Annotated in this window: 26 protein-coding genes; 10 read left to right on the top strand and 16 right to left on the bottom strand. The window is 63.8% G+C overall.

Annotation, left to right across the window (positions count from 1 at the left end; translation table 11 throughout):
- Positions 1-2 precede the first annotated feature (2 nt).
- Both AAG793_RS10640 and pyrC read right to left on the bottom strand, forming a co-directional pair.
- A complete protein-coding gene (locus tag AAG793_RS10640) occupies positions 3-779 on the bottom strand; it encodes an NYN domain-containing protein (protein ID WP_341907925.1) in 777 nt (258 codons plus the stop codon).
- Positions 776-1819 carry a dihydroorotase gene (gene pyrC, locus AAG793_RS10635; protein ID WP_341907922.1) on the bottom strand — a complete coding sequence of 348 codons (1044 nt, stop codon included), beginning with the start codon at positions 1817-1819 and terminating at the stop codon, positions 776-778. The genes AAG793_RS10640 and pyrC overlap by 4 nt, the downstream gene beginning before the upstream one ends.
- A gap of 145 nt (positions 1820-1964) precedes the next feature.
- On the opposite strand from pyrC, the gene AAG793_RS10630 reads away from it, so the two are divergent.
- Entirely contained in the window at positions 1965-2513 is a 549-nt protein-coding gene (locus AAG793_RS10630; protein ID WP_341907920.1) for a toxin-activating lysine-acyltransferase, read from the top strand.
- A 128-nt stretch (positions 2514-2641) separates the two neighbouring features.
- On the opposite strand, the gene AAG793_RS10625 is transcribed toward AAG793_RS10630, so the two are convergent.
- A complete protein-coding gene (locus AAG793_RS10625; protein ID WP_341907918.1) occupies positions 2642-2806 on the bottom strand; it encodes a hypothetical protein in 165 nt (54 codons plus the stop codon).
- Positions 2807-3087: 281 nt separating this feature from the next.
- Between AAG793_RS10625 and AAG793_RS10620 the strand changes: the two genes are divergently transcribed.
- Positions 3088-3399, top strand: coding sequence for a cupin domain-containing protein (locus tag AAG793_RS10620; protein ID WP_341907915.1), 312 nt, complete (start codon positions 3088-3090; stop codon positions 3397-3399).
- 37 nt (positions 3400-3436) lie between these two features.
- Here the strand turns inward: AAG793_RS10620 and AAG793_RS10615 are convergent, their stop codons facing one another.
- Positions 3437-4507, bottom strand: coding sequence for a DUF6352 family protein (locus tag AAG793_RS10615; protein ID WP_341907913.1), 1071 nt, complete (start codon positions 4505-4507; stop codon positions 3437-3439).
- A gap of 264 nt (positions 4508-4771) precedes the next feature.
- On the opposite strand from AAG793_RS10615, the gene AAG793_RS10610 reads away from it, so the two are divergent.
- The 5 genes from AAG793_RS10610 (at position 4772) to AAG793_RS10590 (ending at position 9753) form a co-directional block, all read left to right on the top strand.
- Positions 4772-5545 carry an ABC transporter ATP-binding protein gene (locus AAG793_RS10610; protein ID WP_341907910.1) on the top strand — a complete coding sequence of 258 codons (774 nt, stop codon included), beginning with the start codon at positions 4772-4774 and terminating at the stop codon, positions 5543-5545.
- 88 nt (positions 5546-5633) lie between these two features.
- Positions 5634-6338 (top strand): ABC transporter ATP-binding protein, encoded by a 705-nt coding sequence (locus AAG793_RS10605; RefSeq protein ID WP_341907907.1) that lies wholly within the window; start codon positions 5634-5636, stop codon positions 6336-6338.
- Between the two features lie 73 nt (positions 6339-6411).
- Positions 6412-7626 (top strand): ABC transporter substrate-binding protein, encoded by a 1215-nt coding sequence (locus AAG793_RS10600; protein WP_341907905.1) that lies wholly within the window; start codon positions 6412-6414, stop codon positions 7624-7626.
- A gap of 69 nt (positions 7627-7695) precedes the next feature.
- On the top strand, positions 7696-8583 hold the full coding sequence (locus AAG793_RS10595) for a branched-chain amino acid ABC transporter permease (RefSeq protein ID WP_341907902.1): 888 nt from the start codon (positions 7696-7698) through the stop codon (positions 8581-8583).
- 213 nt (positions 8584-8796) lie between these two features.
- Positions 8797-9753, top strand: coding sequence for a branched-chain amino acid ABC transporter permease (locus AAG793_RS10590; RefSeq protein ID WP_341907900.1), 957 nt, complete (start codon positions 8797-8799; stop codon positions 9751-9753).
- A 30-nt stretch (positions 9754-9783) separates the two neighbouring features.
- On the opposite strand, the gene AAG793_RS10585 is transcribed toward AAG793_RS10590, so the two are convergent.
- From AAG793_RS10585 to AAG793_RS10565, 5 genes are all read right to left on the bottom strand, one after another.
- The gene (locus tag AAG793_RS10585) at positions 9784-10650 is read right to left on the bottom strand and encodes a transglutaminase family protein (protein ID WP_341907897.1); all 867 of its coding nucleotides are present in this window, start codon (positions 10648-10650) and stop codon (positions 9784-9786) included.
- Positions 10651-10921: 271 nt separating this feature from the next.
- The gene (locus AAG793_RS10580) at positions 10922-11638 is read right to left on the bottom strand and encodes an SDR family NAD(P)-dependent oxidoreductase (protein WP_341907895.1); all 717 of its coding nucleotides are present in this window, start codon (positions 11636-11638) and stop codon (positions 10922-10924) included.
- A gap of 5 nt (positions 11639-11643) precedes the next feature.
- Positions 11644-13062, bottom strand: a complete 1419-nt coding sequence (gene dbpA / locus AAG793_RS10575; RefSeq protein WP_341907892.1) for an ATP-dependent RNA helicase DbpA — start codon at positions 13060-13062, stop codon at positions 11644-11646.
- A 56-nt stretch (positions 13063-13118) separates the two neighbouring features.
- Complete coding sequence (locus tag AAG793_RS10570) at positions 13119-14087, bottom strand: pyridoxamine 5'-phosphate oxidase family protein (protein WP_341907890.1); 969 nt, start codon at positions 14085-14087, stop codon at positions 13119-13121.
- Positions 14084-14764, bottom strand: a complete 681-nt coding sequence (locus AAG793_RS10565) for a glutathione S-transferase (protein ID WP_341907887.1) — start codon at positions 14762-14764, stop codon at positions 14084-14086. Before AAG793_RS10565 ends, AAG793_RS10570 begins: the two co-directional genes overlap by 4 nt.
- A gap of 119 nt (positions 14765-14883) precedes the next feature.
- On the opposite strand from AAG793_RS10565, the gene AAG793_RS10560 reads away from it, so the two are divergent.
- The 3 genes from AAG793_RS10560 to AAG793_RS10550 all read left to right on the top strand — a co-directional run bounded on the left by AAG793_RS10560 (position 14884) and on the right by AAG793_RS10550 (position 17591).
- Positions 14884-15801 carry a LysR family transcriptional regulator gene (locus tag AAG793_RS10560; protein ID WP_341907884.1) on the top strand — a complete coding sequence of 306 codons (918 nt, stop codon included), beginning with the start codon at positions 14884-14886 and terminating at the stop codon, positions 15799-15801.
- Positions 15802-15868: 67 nt separating this feature from the next.
- Complete coding sequence (gene gorA / locus AAG793_RS10555) at positions 15869-17251, top strand: glutathione-disulfide reductase (protein WP_341907882.1); 1383 nt, start codon at positions 15869-15871, stop codon at positions 17249-17251.
- A 4-nt stretch (positions 17252-17255) separates the two neighbouring features.
- Positions 17256-17591 (top strand): hypothetical protein, encoded by a 336-nt coding sequence (locus AAG793_RS10550; RefSeq protein ID WP_341907879.1) that lies wholly within the window; start codon positions 17256-17258, stop codon positions 17589-17591.
- Between the two features lie 22 nt (positions 17592-17613).
- Here the strand turns inward: AAG793_RS10550 and AAG793_RS10545 are convergent, their stop codons facing one another.
- The 7 genes from AAG793_RS10545 to phnG are packed head-to-tail and all read right to left on the bottom strand — an operon-like array spanning position 17614 to position 23571.
- Entirely contained in the window at positions 17614-18753 is a 1140-nt protein-coding gene (locus tag AAG793_RS10545; RefSeq protein ID WP_341907877.1) for an alpha-D-ribose 1-methylphosphonate 5-triphosphate diphosphatase, read from the bottom strand.
- A 13-nt stretch (positions 18754-18766) separates the two neighbouring features.
- Positions 18767-19495, bottom strand: a complete 729-nt coding sequence (gene phnL / locus AAG793_RS10540; protein ID WP_341907875.1) for a phosphonate C-P lyase system protein PhnL — start codon at positions 19493-19495, stop codon at positions 18767-18769.
- 40 nt (positions 19496-19535) lie between these two features.
- Entirely contained in the window at positions 19536-20381 is an 846-nt protein-coding gene (gene phnK / locus AAG793_RS10535; RefSeq protein WP_341907872.1) for a phosphonate C-P lyase system protein PhnK, read from the bottom strand.
- A complete protein-coding gene (locus AAG793_RS10530; RefSeq protein ID WP_341907870.1) occupies positions 20378-21277 on the bottom strand; it encodes an alpha-D-ribose 1-methylphosphonate 5-phosphate C-P-lyase PhnJ in 900 nt (299 codons plus the stop codon). Before AAG793_RS10530 ends, phnK begins: the two co-directional genes overlap by 4 nt.
- Positions 21274-22440 carry a carbon-phosphorus lyase complex subunit PhnI gene (locus tag AAG793_RS10525; RefSeq protein WP_341907866.1) on the bottom strand — a complete coding sequence of 389 codons (1167 nt, stop codon included), beginning with the start codon at positions 22438-22440 and terminating at the stop codon, positions 21274-21276. The genes AAG793_RS10530 and AAG793_RS10525 overlap by 4 nt, the downstream gene beginning before the upstream one ends.
- Before the next feature lie 58 nt (positions 22441-22498).
- Positions 22499-23098: a phosphonate C-P lyase system protein PhnH gene (gene phnH, locus AAG793_RS10520; protein ID WP_341907863.1), complete on the bottom strand. Its 600-nt coding sequence runs from the start codon at positions 23096-23098 to the stop codon at positions 22499-22501.
- Positions 23095-23571 carry a phosphonate C-P lyase system protein PhnG gene (gene phnG, locus AAG793_RS10515; RefSeq protein WP_341907860.1) on the bottom strand — a complete coding sequence of 159 codons (477 nt, stop codon included), beginning with the start codon at positions 23569-23571 and terminating at the stop codon, positions 23095-23097. Before phnG ends, phnH begins: the two co-directional genes overlap by 4 nt.
- Positions 23572-23634: the final 63 nt, after the last annotated feature.

Genomic DNA, 23634 nt, shown 5'->3' with positions numbered 1-23634 from the left:
GCTCAGACTTTGTTGCTTTTGCCGACGCGCCGATCCCGAACCGACACATTATTCGAGCCCTCCCCCTGCAGCTCAAACAGATCGATCACCTTGAACAGTTTGGTCCAACTGGAATAGCCGTAGTTGCGAAAGTGGTCAGAAGACTGGTTCCGGATCTGATGACCAACTTCACTGACGCGGGCCCAGCCGTCCTCCTCGGCGGCAGCCTTAATGGCATTGCGCAGGAGAAGAATGAGTGCGGTATTCTGCTTGAGCTCTACAGGCGAAGCACGCAGGTGACCGCCGGTTTTACTCCCCGCTTCTGAATCTGGTCCAGGTTCGCTGTCGGACTCGTCGCCCAGCTTCTCGACATACAGAAACAGCGAGCAGGCGTTCAAAAATGGTTTGGGGGTCTCGGTATTTCCAAAACCGAATACTTCGGCACCCTTGGAGCGCAAATGCATGACTAGGGGTGTGAAATCGCAATCCGAAGAAACAATCGCAAACGCGTCGGGCTTGTCAACATAGAGAAGCTCTAGCGCATCGACGGTCATCGCGATATCCGTAGCGTTCTTTCCCTTGATCAGATCGAATTGCTGGATCGGGCGGATGGCGTGCTCATGCAGCTTACTTTCCCACCCCTTGAGACCGTCTTTTTTCCAGTTGCCATAGGCGCGGCGAACATGAGTGGTTCCCACAGTGGAAAGTTCGCTCAAGATGCCCTCAATTTTTGCTGCCGGCGCATTATCGGCATCAATCAGCAAAGCAATCTTGTAGCCATCTGGCCGGGTGCCCTTCATGTCAGCCTCCACGCAAGGGCTTCGCCTGAGCGCAGCGGCTTGAGCTCACCCTCACCAAACGCAAATCTCTCTGGCGGACGCCAGCTCTCGCGGGTCAGCGTGATGTGGCCCGTGTTGCGCGGCAGCCCATAAAAATCAGCGCCATTGAAGCTGGCAAAAGCCTCCAGCTTGTCGAGCGCACCTGCTGCCTCAAACGCTTCGGCATACAGCTCCATCGCCGCATGAGCCGTGTAGCAGCCCGCGCAACCGGTAGCGTGTTCCTTCAGATGTGCCGGATGCGGGGCGCTGTCAGTGCCAAGAAAGAATCGTGCGTTACTGCCAGTTGCCGCCTTAACCAGCGCCAGCCGATGCGTCTCACGCTTGAGTACCGGCAGGCAGTAGTAGTGCGGCCGAATGCCGCCCATGAAAATCGCGTTGCGGTTGTAGAGCAGGTGGTGCGCCGTGATGGTCGCACCTGTGAACCGGTCTGCCTCGTCGACATACTGCGTCGCCTCTTGCGTCGTGATGTGTTCAAACACAATCTTCAGCTCGGGGAAATCACGGCGCAGCGGAATGAGCTGCTTGTCGATGAAGACTGCCTCGCGGTCAAACAGGTCAATGTCAGGCGAAGTCACTTCGCCATGCACCAGCAGCAGCAGGCCCTCGCGCTGCATCGCCTCCAGCGTGGCGTAGGTCTTGCGCAGGTCCGTCACACCCGCATCGCTGTTCGTCGTCGCGCCAGCCGGGTACAACTTGGCTGCCACCACACCCGCATCTTTCGCCCGCTTGATCTCGTAAGGCGCCAGGTTATCCGTGAGATACAGCGTCATCAGGGGCTCAAACTGCACACCCTCAGGCACCGCCGCCTGAATGCGCTGGCGATAAGCCACCGCCTGCGCAGCCGTCGTCACCGGCGGCCGCAAGTTGGGCATGATGATCGCCCGGCCAAATTGCACCGCAGTGTGCGGCACCACAGTGTTCAACGCATCGCCATCACGCACATGCAAATGCCAGTCGTCGGGGCGGATCAGAGTGAGGGTTTGAGGGGTGGCTGAAGTCATGGGACGAATTGTCGCATTGCTGGTTTTCCACCCATTACAGTTAACATGACCCAACGGGATTGAGGTTTACGCTTGATGCCTCGAATGCGATGTTGAGCGAAGCGGATTTGAAGGTCATGAATAATCTGCTGGAGGAATAGACACCATGAAAAAACGTACTGCCGCCGCGACACCGGATGCATCACCGCCTCCAGCAAGTGACGCGAAAGCCCCAGATAACCTGGCGGCATTGGTAACGCAGGCACAGGCTCAGGTGCAGCGAACACTCACCAAGATTCCGTTGTTCGGCGCGGTGACATGGCTGCTGATGCAACAACCGGCTGGCCGCCACACGCTGCTGGGGGAACTGGAATGGCGCGTCATGCCGCCGCTGATTCTGGAGCAGTCCAAGGTGTACCTGCGGGAGGGTGCCCCCGCAGCGTTCGTGTCCTGGGCACGGCTCAGTGATGCCGTGGCTCAGCGGTATCAATCTGCACCACATCAGTTGACGATGAGCGACTGGAATTCAGGCTCGCAGATATGGCTGATCGACATGGTGGCGCCTTTCGGTGGCGCTCAGGAAATACTAAAGGACATGCGCGAAAAGGTGTTCGCTGGGCAGACCATCCACCAACTGGTTTCAGTGGCCGCAGGGAAATCCGAGATCATCCGATGGCCTGCAATCGCCTCGACACCTACTTCCAACAAAAACTGAAGGTGGTGTAGTTGCACTACAAGCACCTCCTCTGCTGTTGAAGTTATCCACGGAAACAGGCATGAAAAAGCGCCCCTCAGGGCGCTTTTTCGATTCGGGCGCTGTACGGGCCACAAACCGGTGGGGGCTCAGCCGCCCTTCTTGGGGCGCTTGCCCGGGTTCTTCTTGCTGCGGGTGGATGTGCCGCGCTCGAGGCTCACCTTCTGGCCACGGCCGGAAGTGATGGTGTAGCCCTTGGGGGGGATGGGTTTCGGGGCGCAGATGTCGGCCTCGACTCTGATTTTCTTGGGCATGGAAGACTCCGTATAAAAAAAGGCGTACCCGCGGATTTTAAGCCAGTCGGGCGGGCGGGCCTGTGAGGCCTGGAACACCCCTCCCTGCGGGTGTCTTGTTCGATGCTTGCTGGGTGGCTGGGCTGACCGTCCTCGCCCGCGATGACCGGCGATGGCAGCTTGCACGCGCGGCCACCGATGCGTAACCGGAATGAATCACCGCGCCGAAATCATGATTGCCGACCGGCAGCCGCGTAGCATCCCGTTCAGTTCCACTCGGCGGCCCGGGCCGCATCACAGCCATGAACATCATCCGCAGCAAGGACTTCACCGCCAGCCGGGCCTGGGGCGCATTGCCCGTAGCCAATATGCGCGGCATCACCACCCGCCTGCACTGGACGGACCAACCCTACAAATGGCATGTGAACGACGGCGAAGAAGTGTTCGCCGTGCTCGACGGCCGGGTGGAGATGCGCTACCGCGACGGCGGTGGCCAGTGCAGCACGGTGCTGGAGGCCGGTGACATCTTCTTTGCCGGCGAGGGCTGCGAGCACCTGGCCGTGCCGCTGGGCGTGGCGCGGGTACTGGTGGTGGAGGCCGAAGGCAGCGTTTGAGCCACCGCGTCAGGCACTACCGGCGCGCCGACACCAATCAGACTGTCGCCGCCAGCGGCAGGTTCACCAGCAGGTTCTGCGGCTTGAGCCGCACCACGCCGTCGGTGTTCATCATCAGGCCCAGATAAACCGGCTTGCCCGACACATCGGCGCGCATTTCCTGCGGGTTGGCAAAGCCGAGGCGGAACAGGCTCACCAGGCGCTGCATGCGCTCGGGCGCCACTTCACGGTCTTCGTACAGGTCGTTGAGCAGACCGGTGGCCTCCACATCCAGCCCGACATGCCAGCGCCAGGCCTCGTCGTCCACCTTCTGCAACGGGCGGATGGTGACCGCCACGCCCAGAAAGTGCTGCACCCACAACTGCAGCACACTGGCCAGCGCCTTCAGACCAGAGCGCGCGCGTGTCATCGTGAACACCAAGCCGTGGCTGAGGTCGTTGGTCACCTCGTGTGTCAGGTCCAGCAAGTGGCGGTGGCGCTGGGCGGACTGCCAGTAATCGGCGGCGTTGTCGTCAGTGAGCACCTGAAGCTCGATGGTGCGCAGGGGCGCACCCGCTTCGGCCAGAAAGCGGCCAAAGTCGCCCACGCCGCCGGTGTCCTTGAAGAGGTCGATCACCTCGCGGTCGCCGCTGAGCACCTGCCCCTCCTGATTGCTGATGCGCTGCGGGCGAAACAGCATTTCGCCAGCGCGCACCGCGTAGGCGTCTTCGGATGACTCCAGCAGGCTGTGCACCACCGCCTCGACCATCAGATCGATGAAAAGCGGCGGGATGTTGATGTGCCCCCCACCCTGGCGCGGAAACAGGCTGAGGTAGTAGGCTTCCAGCGTGCCGGCAGCCAGCAGGCCGTCGCGAAAGCGCAGGAACAGCGCGTAGCTTTCGCGGGCGTCCGCGTCTTTCATGGCTTTGATTTCTGCAGGCGTGACAGGGCGCGACGGCGCGGCCAGCAGACCCGCATGCAGGGCGCGCTCGGCCTTGCAGGACTCCGGTACGGGAGCCAGTTCGGGCCGGGCCAGAAACAGGCGGAAGTAGTCGTCGGTGGGCCTCAGCCAGCCGCGCGCGTCGCGCTGCAGCTGGGCCAGTCCGCTGGTGGGCCAGAAATTTTGCATGGCCGCCATCCTCTCACATCGCGCCGCCCAGTTTGTGCAAAAGACCTTTTCACCCGCATTGCCGACAACCCAAGGCGAGTGCACCCCGAAGACCCCGGTCAACTCACACTTCAGCGGCACGCAAAACTACTTAAGGGTCTGACCCGGTAGCCCCGTACAGGAGCGATTGATACGATCACACAGCAATTTCGGGGGCGCTGCAGGGCAGCGTCTGGCGTGTCCGCCGCCCGGCGACTGCGTTGTTCTTATTGCCGGAGAGTCAATTTGTCAGTGGAGTTCATTCTTGAAACGCGGGGTCTGGCGAAGGAGTTCAAGGGCTTCGTCGCCGTCAACGACGTGGACCTCCAGGTCCAGCGCGGGCACATCCATGCGCTGATCGGCCCCAATGGTGCGGGCAAGACCACGTTCTTCAACCTGCTGACCAAGTTCCTCACGCCCACGCGCGGCACCATCAGCTTCAACGGCCAGGACATCACGCACGAAAAACCGGCGCAGACGGCACGCCGCGGCATCGTCCGGTCATTCCAGATTTCCGCCGTGTTTCCGCACATGACCGTGCTGGAAAACGTGCGCGCCGCGCTGCAGCGCAATCTGGGCACCTCATTCCATTTCTGGAAGCCGGAATCCACGCTGTTCCACCTGCACGAGCGGGCTCATCAGCTGCTTGCCGAGGTGGACTTGACCCAATTTGCCGACGAGCTCACCGTCAACCTGCCCTATGGCCGCAAGCGCGCGCTGGAGCTGGCCACCACTCTGGCGCTGGAGCCCGAGCTGATGCTGCTTGATGAACCCACGCAAGGCATGGGCCACGAGGACGTGGACCGGGTGACTCAACTGATCAAGAAGGTCTCAGCCGGCCGCACTATCCTGATGGTGGAACACAACATGAACGTGGTGGCCTCAATTGCCGACCGCATCACCGTGCTGCAGCGTGGCGCCATCATTGCAGACGGGCCATATGCCGAGGTATCAAAGAACCCACTAGTCATCGAGGCGTACATGGGTGCCACCGATGCCGAACTGCAGGGAGCCCACTAGATGTTGGCCCCCACGCTTTTCACCTCGTGTCATGCACTGTGCACCGGGGGCGCTTTTGCACCTCTGGGGCAACACGGCGGAGTCCAGAATGTCTACTGAAGCCCTCCGGATCGACGAACTACACGCCTGGTATGGCGAATCGCATGTGCTGCATGGCGTCAACCTGTCCGTCAATGAAGGCGAAGTGGTAGCGCTGCTCGGACGCAACGGCGCCGGCCGCACCACCACCATGCGCGCCATCCTCGGCCTGACCAGCTCACGCAAAGGATCCATCCGCATCCGCGGCCAGGAAGCCGTCAAAATGCCGCCGCACCGCGTGGCCCGCCTCGGCGTGGGCTACTGCCCCGAAGAGCGCGGCATTTTCGCCAGCCTCACTGCGGAAGAGAACCTGATGCTTCCGCCGACACTTGGCGAAGGCGGCATGTCGGTGGCCGACATTTACGACATGTTCCCGAATCTGAAGGAACGCGCCTCCAGCCCGGGTACGCGCCTGTCCGGCGGCGAGCAGCAGATGCTGGCAGTAGCTCGCATCCTGCGAACCGGCGCACGCCTGCTGCTGCTGGACGAGATTTCTGAAGGTTTGGCGCCGGTCATCGTGCAAAAGCTGGCCGAAATGATCCGCACCCTCAAGGCCAAGGGCTACACCATCGTGCTGGTGGAGCAGAACTTCCGCTTTGCCGCGCCACTGGCCGACCGCTTCTACATCATGGAGCACGGCAAGATCGTGCGCGAATTCGCACAGAGCGAGCTCAAAGCCAATACCGCAATGCTCCAGGAGTTCCTGGGCGTCTAGGGCCTGCTAACGCTATTTTTGTAAATGCCACTTTCCCGTTCGCATCGAAACTGATTTTTAAAAGGAGACATACATGAAGTTCAACCGTCTGTTCACCGCCGGCGCACTCGCTGCCTCGGCCCTGTTTGGCGCTGCCGCGCCTGCATCTGCCCAGATATCCGGTGACGTCATCCGCATCGGCGTCATCACCGACATGTCCAGCGTTTACGCGGACATCGGCGGCCAGGGCAGCGTCGAAGCCATTCGCATGGCCATCCAGGACGCTGGCGGCAACATCAACGGCAAGAAAATTGAAGTTCTTTCCGCTGACCACCAGAACAAGCCTGACGTTGCCGCCAGCAAGGCGCGCGAGTGGTTCGACACCCAGGGTGTTGACATGCTCATCGGTGGCACCAACTCCGGCACGAATCTCGCCATGGCCAAGGTCGCGGCTGAAAAGAAAAAGCCCTTCATTTCTATCGGCGCAGCGACTTCGGCGCTGACCAACGACCAGTGCACCCCCTACACCCTGCACTGGGCCTATGACACGACCGCACTGGCCAAAGGCACGGGTGCTGCCGTGGTCAAGCAGGGCGGCAAGAGCTGGTACTTCCTGACCGCCGACTACGCGTTCGGTCACCAGCTGCAGGCCGACACCACCAAGGTGGTCGAAGCCAACGGTGGCAAGATCGTCGGCTCGGTGCGCGCACCGCTGAACGCCAGCGATTTCTCTTCCTTCCTGCTGCAGGCACAGGGCAGCAAGGCGCAGATCCTCGGCCTGGCCAACGCCGGTGGCGACACGATCAACTCCATCAAGGCCGCCAACGAGTTCGGCATCACCAAGACCATGAAGCTGGCGGGTCTGCTGGTGTTCATCAACGACATCCACTCGCTGGGTCTGAAGACCACGCAGGACATGTACCTCACGGACAGCTGGTACTGGAACCAGAACAAGGAATCGCGTGACTGGAGCCGCAAGTTCTTCGACAAGATGAAGCGCATGCCGTCGTCCATCCAGGCTGGTGACTACTCCGCTTCGCTGCAGTACCTGGCCGCAGTCAAGGCTGTGGGCAGCGACGACACCGAGAAGGTGCTGGGCCACATGAAGAAAGCCAAGTTCAACGACGTCTTCATGAAGAACGGCTACGTGCGGGCCGACGGCCGCGTGATTCACGACATGTACCTGATGCAGGTGAAGAAGCCTTCGGAATCCACCGAGCCATGGGACTACTACAAGGTCGTGCAGGTGTTCAAGGGCGAGGAAGCCTGGACCACCAAAGCCGAAAGCAAGTGCCCGCTCTGGAAGTAAGCGAAAGCTTGGGATAAAGACAGAGCAGAACCGGCCCCTGGAGGGCCGGTTCACCAACAGAGACACCTTATGACAGAGATCTTCGGGATACCGATCCAGGCTTTTCTCGGGCAGCTGATGCTGGGACTGGTGAACGGCGCCTTTTACGCCATGCTCAGTCTCGGACTGGCTGTGATTTTCGGGCTCCTGGACATCGTGAATTTTGCGCATGGTGCGCTGTACATGGTCGGCGCATTCGTATCCTGGATCCTGATGGACCAATGGGGAGTGAACTACTGGCTGGCCCTGGTGATCGTGCCGCTGCTGGTGGGCGCCCTGGGCGTTGTCATCGAGCGCACCATGCTCAAGCGGCTCTACGGGCTCGACCCGCTCTACGGCCTGCTGCTCACCTTTGGCCTGGCGCTGATCCTGGAGGGTATCTTCCGCGACCAGTACGGCGTGTCCGGACAGTCCTACCCGGTGCCAGAGGCCCTGCAGGGCGCCACCAACCTGGGCTTCATGGTCCTGCCGAATTACCGGGCATGGGTGGTGGTCGCCTCACTCGTGATCTGCCTAGGGACCTGGTTCCTCATTGAGCGCACCCGGCTGGGCGCCTACCTGCGCGCCGCGACCGAAAACTCGAAGCTGGTGCAAGCCTTCGGCGTGAACGTGCCCGTGATGGTCATGCTGACCTACGGGGCCGGCGCCGCGCTGGCCGCGCTGGCTGGCGTGCTCGCTGCCCCCATCTACCAGGTGCAGCCCCTGATGGGCTCCAACATCATCATCGTCGTGTTCGCCGTGGTTGTGATTGGCGGCATGGGGTCCATCCTGGGCTCCGTGATCACTGGCATGATGCTCGGCATCATTGAGGGTTTCACCCGCGTGTTTTATCCCGAAGCCTCCAGCGTGGTGGTGTTTGCGATCATGGCCATCGTGCTGATGGTGCGGCCTGCTGGCCTTTTCGGTAAAGAGGCCTAGGATGTGGCCCCCCACGCTCCCCACTTCGTGTGGTTCGCTGCCCCCCAAGGGGGCGCGTTTTCCCTTGGGGCGGCCCGGCGGAAAAACCTTGGCCCCCACGCTCCCCACTTCGTGTGGTTCGCTGCCCCTTGACGGGGCGCTACCCCTGCGGACAGGCAGAGCTAGGTCTGCGGCCTCTGCTGAAACCATGCTTCACAGTGCGATGGATATTCGATGAACAACGCCAAAAAATTGACGGGCATCACCTACGTTGCACTGCTGGCGCTGGCGCTGGTGGCGCCGCTGATCGGCTTGTATCCGGTCTTCGTGATGAAGCTGCTGTGCTTCGCCCTGTTTGCCTGCGCCTTCAATCTGCTCCTCGGCTTCACCGGCTTGCTGTCCTTCGGCCACGCCGCCTTCTTTGGCATGGCCGCTTATGTGACCGGTTGGGTGGTGAAGGCTTTGGGCTTCACGCCTGAGCTGGGCTTGGTGGCAGGCATCCTGACCGGTGCCGGCCTCGGTCTGCTGTTCGGGGTGGTGGCCATTCGCCGTCAGGGCATTTATTTCGCCATGATCACCCTGGCGCTGGCACAAATGGTGTTTTTTGTCTGCCTGCAGGCACCGTTCACCGGCGGCGAGGATGGTCTTCAGGGTGTGCCGCGCGGCAGCCTGTTCGGCGTGCTGCCGCTGACCTCGGACATCACCATGTACTACGTCGTGCTGGCGATCTTCGTGGCCTGCTTCCTGGGCATCATGCGTGTCGTCACCTCCCCCTTCGGGCAGGTGCTGAAAATGATTCGCGAGAACGAGCCTCGCGCCACGTCGCTGGGCTATGCGGTGGACCGCTACAAGCTGCTGGCCTTTGTGCTGTCTGCCGCACTGTCAGGCCTGGCCGGCGGACTCAAGACCATCGTCATGGGGTTCGCCTCGCTGACCGATGTGCACTGGTCGATGTCGGGCGAGGTGATCCTGATGGGTCTGCTCGGCGGCGTAGGGACCTTCTTCGGACCCGTCATGGGCTCGACGATTGTGATCTCGCTGCAGAACCTGCTGGCCGACAAGGTGGGCGCCTGGGTCAATGTCATCATCGGGGTGATCTTCGTGCTGTGCGTGCTGGCTTTCCGCAAAGGCGTGGTCGGCGAGTTGCAGGCCTGGCGCGAGCGGCGCCGGCGTGCCGCCGCCGAGGCCTGAAACAGGCAGGCCAGCAAGCACGCAGCGAACTCAGGCGCTGTCGGTCGACAGCGCGCTGTTCACCCGCTGCGGCATCACCACTTCGCCGTGCGCGTTGGCAACCGGCTGAATCTGTATCACCGGCGCCCCGGAGCTGACGGTGCCAAACATCATGGCAAATGCCGCATCGGCTGCATCGCGACCGGTGGCAAAGCGCACAAAACCCATCGGAATCGCTGTGCCTGACGGATCGAACAGGTACCAGCGGTGCCCGAGGTACACCTCCACATAGGCGTGAAAGTCTGTCGGGCCCAGCGACGGGTCGGCGCCGAAATCAATGCCAGTGGCAAATCGTGCTGGAAGGTTGATGGCGCGGCACAGCGCAATCATCAGGTGCGCAAAGTCGCGGCACACGCCGACGCGCTCGATCACCGTGTCCACTGCCGACGTGCTGCCGTGCGTGCTGTTGGACTGAAAACTCACCCGCTGCTGTACCCACTGGCAGATCGCCTCGGCCCGGCTGTAGCCCTGCGGCAGATGGCCAAACTCGTTGAAGGCCAGCTTCTGCAGCCGGTCAGACTGGCAATAGCGGCTGGGATACATATAGGGCAGCACCGCACCGGGAATCTGGCAGACCGGCACCTCGCCCAGTTCCAGCGGCATGGCCTCATGGTGGGCGATGTCCACCGTCGCGGCGTAGCGCACCTGCAGCGGACCACCGCCGGCCTGCATGCGCAGATAGCGGTTGCGGCTCGCCGGGTCGGTGTCGATGGTGTAGGGCACGTTCTGGCTGACCTGCAGGTCTTCGCTCAGCACGGTCTGCTGGGGCGTGTGGGCGGCGTGGATGTTGAAAATGAAATCGGCGCCGGGCGGCGCGATGTCGTAATGCAGGTCAATGGAAAACTGGAGCCGGACCATGGGTGCTTTCGGGAGGATGTTCGAGGAATGCCCGGAGGCAGGCGTCGCCGCACGGGGGGCCATGGGCGTTGAACAGCGATTGTGGGCGCCACCAGCTACCAGAGTGAGTGGTCGCGCACTTGGCCCGGGCACTGCGCCTGCAGTGTCTGGCACCGGCGTGGCGCGAAGGACTACAGGAAGCGCAGCCGACGGCAGAGGCACTCTGCCCACGGTCACAGCGCGTCGGGCGAACTGGATCAGGCAGGCCGGCTGCCCTGGCCCTTCTGCAGTCTCAGAACGGCAACGTCTGCCCCTGGTAGTCCACCAGCTGGCCTGTCGCATCTAACGGCAGTTGCTGAAGCACCGTCAGAATCTCGCGCGCCGCCTGCGCGGGCGGGCGCACATTCAGGCCGGTTTTGGAAAACGGCTGGCTCAGCGCCGTGTCCACCGTGCCCGGGTGCACCGCCACACACAGCGCCTGCCGGTTGCGCCGCGCCAGCTCGATGGAGGCCGTCTTGACCAGCTGGTTGAGCGCTGCCTTGGAGGCCCGGTAGCCGTACCAGCCGCCCAGCGCGTTGTCGCCGATGCTGCCGACCTTGGCCGAGATGAAGGCCGCCACGCAGCGCCCCTGCTTGGGCAGCAGCGGCAGCAGGTGCTTCATCAGCAGTGCCGGGCCGATGGTGTTGACCAGAAACACCTGCTGCAGGTAGTCAGGGCTCAGCTGCGACCAGCTGCGCTCGGGCTGACCGGCCGCGCCATGCAGAAAGCCGCTGGCCACGACGATCAGCCGCAGCTCGCCTTGCAGCCGCTGGCACTCGGCGGCCACCCAGGCCGCTGCGCTGGCGATACTGGCCTCGTCAGAAAAATCAATCGCCGGCTGGGTGGTCCGGCCCAGTGCCAGCACGGTGCCGTGGCTCTGCGAGAGTTCTGCCACCAAAGCGGCACCCAGGCCACCGCCTGCGCCCACCACAAGGGCTACTGAATGCGGCACTGTCTGCGAGTCAGCCATGACCATCAGGCCTCTTCATCCAGCAGGCGCACCTTCACGCTCTTGCCCTTGACGCGCCCGGTCGAGAGCTTGTGCAGCGCCTCATTGGCAATACGGCTGTCCACCGCCACATAGGTGGAGAACTCGTTGACATTGATCTTGCCGACCTGCTCGCGCGTGAAACCCGCCTCGCCCGTGAGCGCGCCCAGCACGTCGCCGGCGCGGATTTTTTCCTTGCGGCCGCCGACGATCTGCAGCGTTCGCATCGGTGGTGTCAGCGGCTCCTTGCTGGCGGGTGTCAGCTCGGTGAGTTTGTGCCAGTCCGACTCGGCCTTCTGCAACTGCTCGATCTTGCCGACCGAACCCATCTCGTTCATGCTCGCCAGACTGATGGCCCAGCCCTCTTCATCGGCACGGCCGGTGCGGCCGATGCGGTGAATGTGAACCTCGGGGTCGGGCGTCACATCGACGTTGATGACCATTTCGAGTTGTGTGATGTCGAGGCCACGCGCCGCCACGTCGGTGGCCACCAGCACCGAGCAGCTGCGGTTGGCAAACTGCACCAGCACCTGGTCGCGCTCGCGCTGCTCCAGCTCACCATAAAGCGCCAGCGCGCTGAAGCCCTGCGCGCGCAGCACAGCCACCAGGTCGCGGCACTGCACCTTGGTGTTGCAGAACGCCAGCGTGCTCACAGGCCGATAGTGATTGAGCACCAGCGACACGGCGTGCAGTCGCTCGCTTTCCTTCACCTCGTACCAGCGCTGGCGGATTTTGCTTTTCTCGTGCTGCGCCTGCACACTGATGGTCTGCGGCGCCTTCATGAACTGCTGGCTCAGCTTGGCAATGCCTTCCGGGTAAGTGGCCGAGAACAGCAGCGTCTGCCGCTCGGGTGGGCACTGCCGCGCCACCGTGGCGATGTCGTCGAAAAAGCCCATGTCCAGCATGCGGTCGGCTTCATCAAGCACCAGCGTGTTGAGCGCTTCCAGATTCAGGTGGCCACGCGCCAGGTGGTCCATGATGCGGCCGGGTGTGCCAACCACGATGTGCGCGCCGTGTTCCAGGCTGGCCGTCTGCCCGCGCAGCGCGACGCCGCCACAGAGCGTGACGACCTTGATGTTCTCTTCGGCCCGCGCGAGGCGACGAATTTCAGTGGTCACCTGATCGGCCAGCTCGCGCGTAGGGCACAGCACCATGGCCTGCACCGCAAAGCGGCGCGCATTGAGGTTGGCCAGCAGCGCCAGTGCGAAAGCCGCCGTCTTGCCACTGCCCGTCTTGGCCTGTGCGATCAGGTCCTTGCCCAGCAGCGCCACCGGCAGGCTGGCCGCCTGGATGGGCGTCATGCGGGTGTAGCCCAGCAGCGCCAGGTTGGCGAGTATCGCCGGGTTCAGTGGCAGGCGACTGAAGTCGGCGGCGGCGTTGTCAGTGGTATCAACGGAAGAGGTCATGCGCCGATTATCGGCGGGGCCCCTTCTGCGCTGGTTCTGCGATGTTGTTCAGCACCTCAAGCCCACTGCCCCGTACCAGCCAGCACCGGCGACAGCTCCGCCGCACCCCAGCGCAGCGGCAAGGCCGCTTCCACCCGGCGGGACGAGACCACCTTGAGCTTCAACAGGCGCTGCGCGCCCTCGAAGGCCTGCAGTTCAGCGCCCTCCCACACGATCTCGGCATTGACCGCCAGATACAGCAGGTCGCCGGATTCAAAGTCCATGAACAGCAGCCCCGCGCGCGGGTTCACCGTCAGATTGCCCAAGGTGTTGAAGAAAAAGTTGCCCAGAAAATCCGGCACGGTGAGCATGCCATCGGCATCGACCCGGACAAAGCCGGGTTTGCCGCCACGGTGCGACACATCCACACCACCCGCCGCGCCTGTGGCTTCGCGTTCGCCCGCATACGCAGTGGCGATGAAAAAGGTGTCGGCCTGGCTCACCATGCGGCGGGTGGCGGCGTCCAACTCTGCAGATTCATGTACCACTGGGGTAGTCGCGGGAACGTCTACAAACAGTGGCTCACGCGCCTGAATGTATTTGGGGCAATTGCCAAAGCTCTGGCGCAGCACCACCTCGAAACCCGCGTTGCCACGGTTCTGCACCACCCCATTCATACGGTTGCGCCGCCGCGTGTGCGGCTCGATGCCCAGCAGGCCGATGTCGGCGCCGTTGACCAGGGTGTGCTGCAGAGGGTCACCTGCCAGCGGCACCGCTTGCACCTGCAGATGGCGATCGTCCGGCGAGTGGATGAAGCCGGGTGGCGCCGCCAGCACCGAGGCCCAGGGCTGACCATCGGCATCCACTGTGCCCACCAGCACGAAAGGCAGTTGCTGGAAAAAATCGCGGTGCTGGTCGGGCATGAAGTCGCGGATCACACGCGGCCCCATCTGCGCCAGCCGCTCGCGCACCACAGCGCCGACACGCGCCTGCACGGCGCGCTCGCCTTCGTGAAAGGTGTCGGCCACAGACGGTGAGGAGGTCATGCTGCCAGCCCGATGGGTGTGCGCACCATGGGCACAAAGCGCGGCAGCGCCTCGATGCGCGCCAGCCAGGCCTGAACGTGGGGGTAAGCCGCCAGCGAGACATTGCCTTCCGGCGCATGGGCCACATAGCTGTAGTGGGCGATATCGGCCAGCGTGGGCGCGGCGCCCACCAGATACGGCGTGCTCGCCAGTTGCTGCTCCATCACCTTCAGCAAACCATGTGCGCGGGCAATCGCCTCATCGGGCGGAGTGGGCAGCTTGAACAGGTTGATCACCCGCGCCGAGGCCGGGCCAAAGGCCAGTGGCCCTGACGCCGCCGACAGCCAGCGCTGCACCTGCGCCGCCTGCAGCGGATCGCGCGGCAGCCAGGCATTGGCGTCTGCCGCATAGCGCAGTGTGAGGTAGACCAGGATGGCGGTGGAGTCGGCCAGCGTCACATCGCCGTCCTGAATCACCGGCACCTGGCCAAACGGATTCATGGCCAGGAACTCGGGCGACTTGTGCGCTTTGGCGGCCAGGTCCACATTCACCAGCTCAAAAGGCAAGCCGAGCAGCGACAGAAACAGCTCCACCCGGTGCGAATGGCCGGAGATCGCCACGCGGTGCAGCTGGATCGGCTGGGCGGGCAGGGAACGGTTGGCAAAGGCAGTGGCTGATACGTTGGCGGTTGGGGTCATGGTGATCTTTCGTGAAACGGGATTGGGGTGTGATGAGCTGAATTCTGGTTGAACCGATCCCATCAATAAATACCCGTGAACGTATTTGACTGCTCCGATTAATGGAGTAATCTGCGGCCATGGACAAACTCCGCGCCATGCAGGCCTTCATCCACATCGCCGAAGAAGGCAGTCTCACCGCCGCTGCACGCGTGATGGCCTCATCTCTGCCCGCCATGGTGCGCACACTGGCCGCGCTGGAGACGCATCTGGGCGTGCGCCTCTTCAACCGCAGCACGCGCCGCATCTCGCTGACCGACGAAGGGCGCCGTTACCTCGACCAATGCCGGCAGGTGCTGGCCTCGGTGCAGGAGGCCGAAGAGTCCATCAGCCCCCAGGTCGGCGAGCCCCGCGGCCCACTGGTGATCACCGCGCCGGTGCTGTTCGGGCAGATGTATGTGGCGCCTGCCGTCACGCGCTTTGTGCAGCGCCATCCCGAAGTGCGCTGCAGCCTGATGCTGTACGACCGCGTGGTCAACCTGCTGGAAGAAGGCGTGGACGTGGGCATACGCATCGGTGCGCTGGACGATTCCACGCTGGTGGCGCAGACCGTGTTCCACATCCGCCGCGTGGTGGTGGTCAGCCCCGCCTACCTCAAGCGCCACGGCAAACCCAAACACCCGCGTGATCTGCTACAGGCCAACTGCATCCGCTTTGCACCGCCGAGCGGGCCCTGGTGGACCTTCCATGAAAAGGGCAAGAGCTTCACCGTGCCCGTTTCAGGCAACCTCGAATTCAACAACGCCGCCCCGGCGGTGGAGGCATGCGCGGAGGGCATGGGCTACGGCATGTTCATCTCCTACCAGGCTGCGCCCTATATCGCGAGCAAGAAGCTGGTGGTGGTGCTGGAAGAGTTCGAACCGCCGCGCCGGCCGGTGAGCGTGGTCTACCCGCACGCCCGGCTGCTGCCGGCGCGCACCCGCATGTTCATCGACTGGATGAAGGACGAACTGGGCCAGCTGACGCACACCAACGCACCGCTCGCGAGGCGCCAATGACCCGGTCTGCAAAGGCCATAGCGACGGTGGTAAGGTCATGGCCTTCGGCGGATACAGAGGATTCGGAATGCCTGCTTTTGACTTTGACCTTTTTGTAATTGGCGGCGGCAGCGGCGGCGTGCGCGCGGCCCGCATGGCGGCGCAGCGCGGCGCCAAGGTGGCGGTGGCCGAAGTGGCTGCCATGGGCGGCACCTGCGTGAATGTGGGCTGCATCCCCAAAAAGCTCTACAGTTACGCCGCCCACTTTGCCGAGAGCTTTGAGGAATCGCACGGCTTTGGCTGGAAGGGCGAGGCGCCCACGCTCGACTGGGAACTGCTCAGGACCAACCGCGCACGCGAAATCAGCCGACTCAACGGCATCTATGTGCAGCTGCTGGAAACTCCCGGCGTGACCATCGTGCGCGGATGGGCGCGTCTGAATGACGCACACACCATAGCGGTCGACAACCAGACCTTCACCGCGAAGAACATCCTGATCGCCACTGGCGGCAAGCCCGTCGTGCCCGACATTCCCGGCCGCGAGCACGTGGTGACCTCCAACGAGATGTTCGACCTCGACCCCTTCCCGCGCCGCTTGCTGGTGGTGGGTGGCGGCTACATCGCCTGCGAGTTCGCGTCGATCTTCAATGGTCTGGGTTCGCAGGTCACGCTGATCCACCGCCGCGACAAGCTGCTGACGGGTTTTGACGAAGACGTGCGCAGCTTCATCGCCAGCGAGATGGCCAAGACTGGCGTCAACCTGCAGTTGGGGCAGGAAGTGGCTGGCATCGACAAGACGACTGACGGGCTGCTGGTGCACCTGAAAAACACGGGTCAGGGAAGCGACGCCAGCTTCGTCGTCGACACCGTGCTCTACGCCACCGGCCGCTCACCCAACACCGCCGAACTGGGGCTGGAAGCGGCCGGCGTGGCACTGGGCAAGGCGGGCGCCATCGAGGTGAACAGCCAGTACCAGACCTCGGTGCCGCACATTTACGCTGTGGGTGATGTCACCGCGCGGGTACAGCTCACGCCGGTGGCGCTGGGCGAAGCCATGGTGGTAGTTGATGCACTGTTCGGCCCTGCTACCGGCAAGGCGGCGCGGCAGATGAGCTATGACTTCATTCCCACAGCCGTCTTTACCCACCCCAACATCGGCACGGTGGGTTATTCGGAAACCGCCGCGCGCGAGAAGTTCGGCAAGGTCACCGTGTTCCGCTCGGACTTCAAGGCACTCAAGCACACGCTGAGCGGCAGCACCGAACGCACGCTGATGAAGCTGGTGGTGGAAGACGCCACCGACCGCGTGGTCGGCCTGCACATGGTGGGGCCAGACGCCGGTGAAGTGGTACAGGGTTTTGCGGTGGCGATGAAAGCCGGTGCGACCAAGGCCATCTTCGACAGCACCATCGGCATTCACCCCACGGCAGCTGAAGAGTTTGTGACCATGCGTGAACCAGTGAAAGGGTAAGCCGGTGAAGACGCGTCTTGTCACTCTGGCGCTGGGTGCCGCTTGGCTGGGCAGCACTGCAATAGCGTCCTCTCCCGCCGCGTGGTCGGTCCACGACAAGGAAGTCGCTGAGGCGTGCACCAAGGCCAGCGGGCTGAACGCGGCCAAGGTTGCCGGCACGCCGATAGCATTTGACGATGCCGTAGGCATCACCGCGTGGGTAGTGACGGGCCGCTACCCGCAGCCGCACATGAAGAACCAGCGCGCCAGGGTGCTTTGCCTGTTTGACCGCAGGAAGCGCGAGGCCAGCGTCACACCGGCAGACCAGCTGCGCGTGAGTGTGCCGTCGGCACAGCGCTAAGCAGGTACACCGGTCAAGCGGTTCAGAACGCGCGTTCGCCCTTATGCCAGCAGGCCCGCACGATGGGCATACCGCCACTCATGCGCACCCGAATCAGGTCGGCGCGCAGGCCGGGGGCCAGCTCGCCGCGGTCCATGAGGCCAATGGCGCGGGTCGGGTTGCGGGTCACCGTCGCCACGGCCTTGGGCAGGCTCCAGCCGGCCACGGTGCGCAGCAAAAAGGCCGACTGCAGCAGGCTCGCCGGCACATAGTCCGACGAAAAAATATCCAGCAAATCCAGCTGCGCCAGCTCGGCCGCCGACACATTGCCGGAGTGTGAGCCACCTTTGACCAGGTTCGGGCTACCCATCACGATGCCCATGCCTGCCGCGCGCGCCGCTTTGGCTGCGGCCACCGTGGTGGGGAACTCGGAAATCGCAATGCCTTCAGCGGTGGCCTGCTCAACGTGTTCGATCTCGGTGTCGTCGTGGCTGGCGACTGGCAGGTCGCGGGCCAGGCTGCCAGCAATGACTGCAGCACGGTTCGGAGTCGCGTACTGTTCCTGATGGGTGCGGCGCTCCGCGATCATGGCTTCGTATTCAGCCTCGTTAAAGCTGCCATAGCGCTCGGCATAGCGGCGGTACTTGGCTAAATCGCGCCACTGGCGCTGGCCAGGGGTGTGGTCCATCACGCTGACCAGTTCAAGCAGCGAGTCATCGGCGTACTGCTCGAAGACTTCCACAATATCCGGCGCCGAAACCTCGCAGCGCAGGTGCAGCAGGTGCTCGACGCGCAGCAGGCCCTCCTCGCGGCATTCGTGCAGGGCCTCGATGGACACATGCTGCGTCTGGCTGCGCGTGCCGCCCTGGTCCATGTCGCCAATCACCACCGAATCGAGCACCGTGGTGATGCCCGCCGCAGCGCACAGGGCATCGTGCATCACGGTGGCGGAATGGGCGTTCCAGAGCACGCCGGGGCGCGGCACCAGGTGCTTTTCAAGGTTGTCGGTGTGCAGCTCCACCAGACCGGGCAGCAGCCAGTCGCCCTGCCAGTCTTCTGCGCCCAGCGCGCTGGTCTCACCCCGGTCCATCTGGCGGATGATGCCGCCCTCCACCACCATGGAGCCAGTGAACTCTTCGGTGGCCGTGACGATGCGTGCGTTCTTGATGATCATGGTGTTCATGGCTGTCGGGTTTTCAGGCGTTCATGGGTGCAGGGGCAGGTTCGGCAGCGTTCTGGCGGTAAGACTCCACGTCCAGACACCGGCTGGCCACCGCCTCGCGCACCTCATCGTCATGGAAGATGCCGACCAGCGCCGCACCACGGGCGCGGGCGGCATGGATCAGCTCGACCACCACGCGGCGGTTGTCGGCATCGAGCGAAGCGGTCGGCTCGTCGAGCAGCAGCACCGGGTGGTTGGCGATCAGGCCGTGTGCGATGTTCACGCGCTGCTGCTCACCGCCTGAAAACGTGGCGGGCGGCAAATGCCACAGCCGCTCGGGCAGGTTCAGCCGCGCCAGCCAGTGGGACGCCTGCTCGCGCGCCTCATCAGCGGCAACGCCATTGCGCCGCAGAGGCTCGGCGACGATATCGAGCGCCGAGACCCGCGGAATCACGCGCAGGAACTGCGACACATAACCCAGCGTGCGGCGCCGCACATCCAGCACCTCACGCGGTGCAGCGGTGGACAGGCTGACCCAGCGCTGCTGGTGGCGAATGCGCACCTCGCCGCCGCTGGCGCCGTAGTTGCCATAGAGGCAGCGCAGCAGCGAGCTCTTGCCGCTGCCAGAGTGACCAGTGAGCGCCAGGCATTCGCCCGGCTTCACGCTCATTGAAATGCCGGAAAACACCGGCAGCGCCACGCCGCCGCGCGCGTGCAGCGTGAAGGTTTTGGAAAGGTCGGAGGTTTCAAGGACTGCAGTCATGGCGTCGCTGTGGTGAGGATGGAAGATTGCGAGCTGAAAGTCAGGGCGTCAGCACCGACGACACCAGCAACTGGGTGTAGGGGTGTTGCGGGTCGTCGAGCACGCGGTCGGTCAGGCCCTGTTCGACCACGCAGCCGTCTTTCATCACCAGCATGCGGTGCGCCAGCAGGCGGGCGACTGCCAGGTCGTGCGTGACGATGACGGCGGCAAGGTTCAGCTCGTCCACCAGCTCACGCAGCAAGTCGAGCAGGCGCGCCTGCACCGACACATCAAGGCCGGTGGTCGGTTCGTCCATGAACACCAGACGCGGGTGGGTCACCAGATTGCGGGCAATCTGCAGCCGCTGTTGCATGCCGCCGGAATAAGAACCCGGAAGATCGTCAATCCGCTCCACGTCAAGCTCGACGCGTTCCATCCAGTCGAGGGCCTGGCTGCGCAGCTTGCCGTAGTGGCGTGCGCCGAGCGCCATCATGCGTTCGCCGATGTTGGCGCCACCCGAGACATTCATGCGCAGCCCGTCCCGGGCATGCTGCTCGACAAAGCCCCAGTCGGTACGCGCCAGCCAGCGCAGCCGTGCCTGCGAAAGCTGCGCCAGATCCATCAGTCCGCCGGTGGCCGACTCCACCGCACTGCCCGCTTCGCTGCGCACGTCGTAGTGCACCGAGCCCTCATCGCAGGCCAGCCGTGCAGCCAGCAGGCGCAGCAGGGTGGACTTGCCCGAACCGGATTCGCCCACCACCGCCAGCACCTCGCCGGGGAAGAGGTCAAAACTCACATCGCGGCAGGCCCAGCGCATGCGGCTGCCCTGCATGAACTGCTTGCCAGCACCGCGCACCGAGAGCAGAAGGTCGTCTTGCAAATCGACTTGCACATCGTCTTGCATCATGCGGCCTCCCCGGTGGTTGACAGCGCATTGCTCATGCGCACCGCCTGCTGCGTGCCCACGTGGCCTGCTTCGCGGCGGGTACTGCAGAAGTCGCTGTCGGAGCAGACAAACAGGCGGCTGCCTTCGTTGTCCACAATCATCTCGTCCAGAAAGCTGCTGCCGCTGCCGCACAGCGCGCAGGCATGGGCCCAGCGCTGCACCTCGAACGGGTGGTCTTCAAAGTCGAGGCTGCGCACCTCGGTGTAGGGCGGTATCGCGTAGATGCGCTTTTCGCGCCCCGCGCCAAACAGTTGCAGGGCCGGGTTCATGTGCATCTTGGGGTTGTCGAACTTGGGTATTGGCGAAGGCGATGTGAGGTAGCGGCCGTTCACCAGCACCGGGTAGTCGTAGGTTCGGGAAATCGCACCGAGCTGGGCGATGTCTTCATACAGCTTGACATTCATCAGCCCGTACTCACCCAGCGAATGCATGGTGATGGTCTGCAGGCGCCGGGGCTCCAGCCTGAACAGCGGCTCGGGCATCGGCACCTGGTACACGATGGTCTGCGCCTCGGTCAGGGGCTGCTCGGGAATGCGGTGCCGCGTCTGGATGACGGTGGCTTCTGTCGTCTTCTCGGTGGTGGGCACGCCGGTGGTGCGGGCAAAAAAGCGGCGGATGTTGACCGCATTCGTGGTGTCGTCCGCGCCCTGGTCGATGACCTTGAGCACATCGCTGCGGCCGATCAGGCTGGCGGTGACTTGCACGCCGCCCGTGCCCCAGCCGTAGGCAAATGGCATTTCGCGCGAGCCGAACGGGACCTGGTAGCCCGGGATCGCCACCGCCTTGAGCATCGCGCGGCGGATCATTTTCTTGGTGCGCTCGTCGAGGAATCCGAAGTTGTAATGCGGGTCCATCATGCGGCTTTCTGCAGGGATGTGTTGTCAGACGGCGCCGTGGGCGCGCCGGAGTCTGCATCGCGGGCGTGCGCCGCGCGCAACTTGCGCACCAGCTCCAGCTCGGACTGGAAGTCCACGTAATGCGGCAGCTTCAGGTGCTGCACAAAGCCGGAGGATTCGAGGTTATCGCTGTGGGACAGCACGAACTCTTCGTCCTGCGCCGGGGCCACCGCCACCTCACCCAATTCGCGGGCGCGCAGTGCCCTGTCGACCAGCGCCATCGCCATGCTCTTGCGTTCGGCGCCGCCAAACGCCAGGCCATAGCCCTGCGTGAACTGCGGCGGCACGTCGCGGTTGCCGGCGAACTGGTTGATCATCTGGCACTCGGTCACGTCGATGTCGCCGATGTCGATGGCAAAGCCCAGCTCGTCGGGCATGATCTCCACCGCCACCTGGCCGCGGCGAATCTCGCCAGCAAACGGATGGGCGTTGGCATAGCCGCGCTGCGTCGAGTAGCCCAGGCCCAGCAGCCAGCCCTCGTCACCACGGGCCAGTGCCTGCAGGCGCAGCGTGCGGTCGGCCGGGAACATCAACGGCTCGCGCGTCAGGTCACGCGGCTCATCGGTGGCGGTGGGCCGAGGGGTTTCGATCAGGCCTTCGCGCGCCATCAGGTCGTTGACGCGCGGCATGTGCGAAGCCAATGGCTTGTCTGTGGCCGGTGCAACCACGGAATCGGCAGTATCGGTGGTCGCGGTGGTAGCGCCCTCCACATGGTCCTCAGCGAGCAGCGCGAAATCCAGCAGGCGCTGGGTGTAGTCGTAGGTGGCGCCCAGCACCTGCCCGCCCGGCACATCCTTGAAGGTGGCCGACACGCGGCGCGTGATCTGCATCTGCGCGGTGTCCAGCGGCAGGCTGTAGCCAAAGCGCGGCAGCGTGGTGCGGTAGGCGCGCAGCAGAAAGACCGCTTCGATCAGGTCGCCGCTGGCCTGCTTGATGGCCAGCGCGGCCAGCTCGGGGTCATAAAGCGAGCCCTCGGACATCACGCGGTCCACCGCCAGCGACATCTGGCTGCGGATCTGTGCCACCGACAGCGCAGGCAGGGCGGCGTCGCCCCGGCGCTGCGCGGCCAGCAGGCGCCAGGAGTTTTCAATGGCGGTGGTTCCGCCCTTCACAGCAACGTACATGGTCAGGCCTCCTGCGGGGCCGCCCCAAAGGGCAGCAGATCAATGTGAGCACGGGTATTCATGCCACGCCCTCCAGCCGTCGAACACGGGTGGTACGCGGCAGGCCAATCGCCTGATCGCCGCAGATGAAAATCAGGTCCACACCCTGCGGGAAAGCTGCGTGGTTGAGCTGCCACTGCGCCCAGAAGTCGTCTGGCAAGCCGGCCAGCCGCACGGTATGAACATCGGCGATGCCTGGCCCGCGCCATTCAACAGCGGGGCCGCTGTCAAACGATGGCAACGTGATCAGGAGCGTGGCAGAGTGCTCCGGGCACTCTGCCGAGCCGGCCGCAAAGGCGCTCAGCTCGGGCATCCGTGCCGCCTCATTCACCACCGCGAAAGCAGCAGCGGCTGATTCGTCAGCACGCGGTGCACCGGTGTGAAACCGCAGCCAGTCAGCCGGCGCTGCATCGCCCTGCTGCCACCACACCGGGGTGTCGTCGTCGGTCAGCGTGAGCAGCAGATGTGCCATGGCGGCATCCAGCGCCAAACCGTCCACCGGCGCACCGAGGGTCACGCGCCGGCCAGGCCGCGCCAGGGCATCCAGTGCGCTGCGAAAAGCCGCTTGCGATTGATGAACCGGGTCGGCCAACCCGACACTGAGCATGGGCTGCGTCATGCCGCACCCCGCACAAAGGTGAAGAACTCGACGGCCGACGATGCACTGGCCCGGCTCTTTACATCGCGTTGTGCGGCCTGCTGCTGCGCGAGGGGTTCAACGACTTCGCGCATCAGACGCTCGCGGTGCGTCTCATCCTGCAGCACGGCATCAAAAGCGGCGATGAGTTCAGCCTTGCGCTTGTCGCGGCCGAGGGCGTAGCCCACACCCAGCGCACCGGCACCAAAGCGCAGTGCGCAGCGCGTGACGCTTGCCTCGCCCAGATTGAAGGTATCGCCCGTGCCGCCCACACGGCCGCGCAGCATCACCATGCCGGACTCGGCCGGGCGCACCTGCTGCATCGCAGGCAGTTCAGGAAGGCAGCTGTGCGCGGCCTCCAGCTCGGCGCGACTGGCACGGGCCAGCACGGCAAGCCAACGCTTTCGGGCGGCGTGGGTCGCGCTTTCAGGGTCTGCTGTCGGGTCTGTTGTCATATGGATGTCTAAATCAGTGGATAGATTCGTCTGCATTAGCCACAGCCCGTGGGTGATGGCTTC

It is taken from the genome of Polaromonas sp. YR568, from assembly GCF_943372955.1.
GTDB lineage: Bacteria > Pseudomonadota > Gammaproteobacteria > Burkholderiales > Burkholderiaceae_C > Polaromonas.
Note: the sequence above shows the minus strand (reverse complement) of the source record. Positions and strands in the feature narration are given on the sequence as shown.

Excerpts from the sequence above, each read along its gene's own strand:
- AAG793_RS10640 (WP_341907925.1), bottom strand. The coding sequence starts at position 779 with ATGAAGGGCACCCGGCCAGATGGCTACAAGATTGCTTTGCTGATTGAT.
- pyrC (WP_341907922.1), bottom strand. The coding sequence starts at position 1,819 with ATGACTTCAGCCACCCCTCAAACCCTCACTCTGATCCGCCCCGACGAC.
- AAG793_RS10630 (WP_341907920.1), top strand. The coding sequence starts at position 1,965 with ATGAAAAAACGTACTGCCGCCGCGACACCGGATGCATCACCGCCTCCA.
- AAG793_RS10625 (WP_341907918.1), bottom strand. The coding sequence starts at position 2,806 with ATGCCCAAGAAAATCAGAGTCGAGGCCGACATCTGCGCCCCGAAACCC.
- AAG793_RS10620 (WP_341907915.1), top strand. The coding sequence starts at position 3,088 with ATGAACATCATCCGCAGCAAGGACTTCACCGCCAGCCGGGCCTGGGGC.
- AAG793_RS10615 (WP_341907913.1), bottom strand. The coding sequence starts at position 4,507 with ATGCAAAATTTCTGGCCCACCAGCGGACTGGCCCAGCTGCAGCGCGAC.
- AAG793_RS10605 (WP_341907907.1), top strand. The coding sequence starts at position 5,634 with ATGTCTACTGAAGCCCTCCGGATCGACGAACTACACGCCTGGTATGGC.
- AAG793_RS10600 (WP_341907905.1), top strand. The coding sequence starts at position 6,412 with ATGAAGTTCAACCGTCTGTTCACCGCCGGCGCACTCGCTGCCTCGGCC.
- AAG793_RS10595 (WP_341907902.1), top strand. The coding sequence starts at position 7,696 with ATGACAGAGATCTTCGGGATACCGATCCAGGCTTTTCTCGGGCAGCTG.
- AAG793_RS10590 (WP_341907900.1), top strand. The coding sequence starts at position 8,797 with ATGAACAACGCCAAAAAATTGACGGGCATCACCTACGTTGCACTGCTG.
- AAG793_RS10585 (WP_341907897.1), bottom strand. The coding sequence starts at position 10,650 with ATGGTCCGGCTCCAGTTTTCCATTGACCTGCATTACGACATCGCGCCG.
- AAG793_RS10580 (WP_341907895.1), bottom strand. The coding sequence starts at position 11,638 with ATGGCTGACTCGCAGACAGTGCCGCATTCAGTAGCCCTTGTGGTGGGC.
- dbpA (WP_341907892.1), bottom strand. The coding sequence starts at position 13,062 with ATGACCTCTTCCGTTGATACCACTGACAACGCCGCCGCCGACTTCAGT.
- AAG793_RS10570 (WP_341907890.1), bottom strand. The coding sequence starts at position 14,087 with ATGACCTCCTCACCGTCTGTGGCCGACACCTTTCACGAAGGCGAGCGC.
- AAG793_RS10565 (WP_341907887.1), bottom strand. The coding sequence starts at position 14,764 with ATGACCCCAACCGCCAACGTATCAGCCACTGCCTTTGCCAACCGTTCC.
- AAG793_RS10560 (WP_341907884.1), top strand. The coding sequence starts at position 14,884 with ATGGACAAACTCCGCGCCATGCAGGCCTTCATCCACATCGCCGAAGAA.
- gorA (WP_341907882.1), top strand. The coding sequence starts at position 15,869 with ATGCCTGCTTTTGACTTTGACCTTTTTGTAATTGGCGGCGGCAGCGGC.
- AAG793_RS10545 (WP_341907877.1), bottom strand. The coding sequence starts at position 18,753 with ATGAACACCATGATCATCAAGAACGCACGCATCGTCACGGCCACCGAA.
- phnL (WP_341907875.1), bottom strand. The coding sequence starts at position 19,495 with ATGACTGCAGTCCTTGAAACCTCCGACCTTTCCAAAACCTTCACGCTG.
- phnK (WP_341907872.1), bottom strand. The coding sequence starts at position 20,381 with ATGATGCAAGACGATGTGCAAGTCGATTTGCAAGACGACCTTCTGCTC.
- AAG793_RS10530 (WP_341907870.1), bottom strand. The coding sequence starts at position 21,277 with ATGATGGACCCGCATTACAACTTCGGATTCCTCGACGAGCGCACCAAG.
- AAG793_RS10525 (WP_341907866.1), bottom strand. The coding sequence starts at position 22,440 with ATGTACGTTGCTGTGAAGGGCGGAACCACCGCCATTGAAAACTCCTGG.
- phnH (WP_341907863.1), bottom strand. The coding sequence starts at position 23,098 with ATGACGCAGCCCATGCTCAGTGTCGGGTTGGCCGACCCGGTTCATCAA.
- phnG (WP_341907860.1), bottom strand. The coding sequence starts at position 23,571 with ATGACAACAGACCCGACAGCAGACCCTGAAAGCGCGACCCACGCCGCC.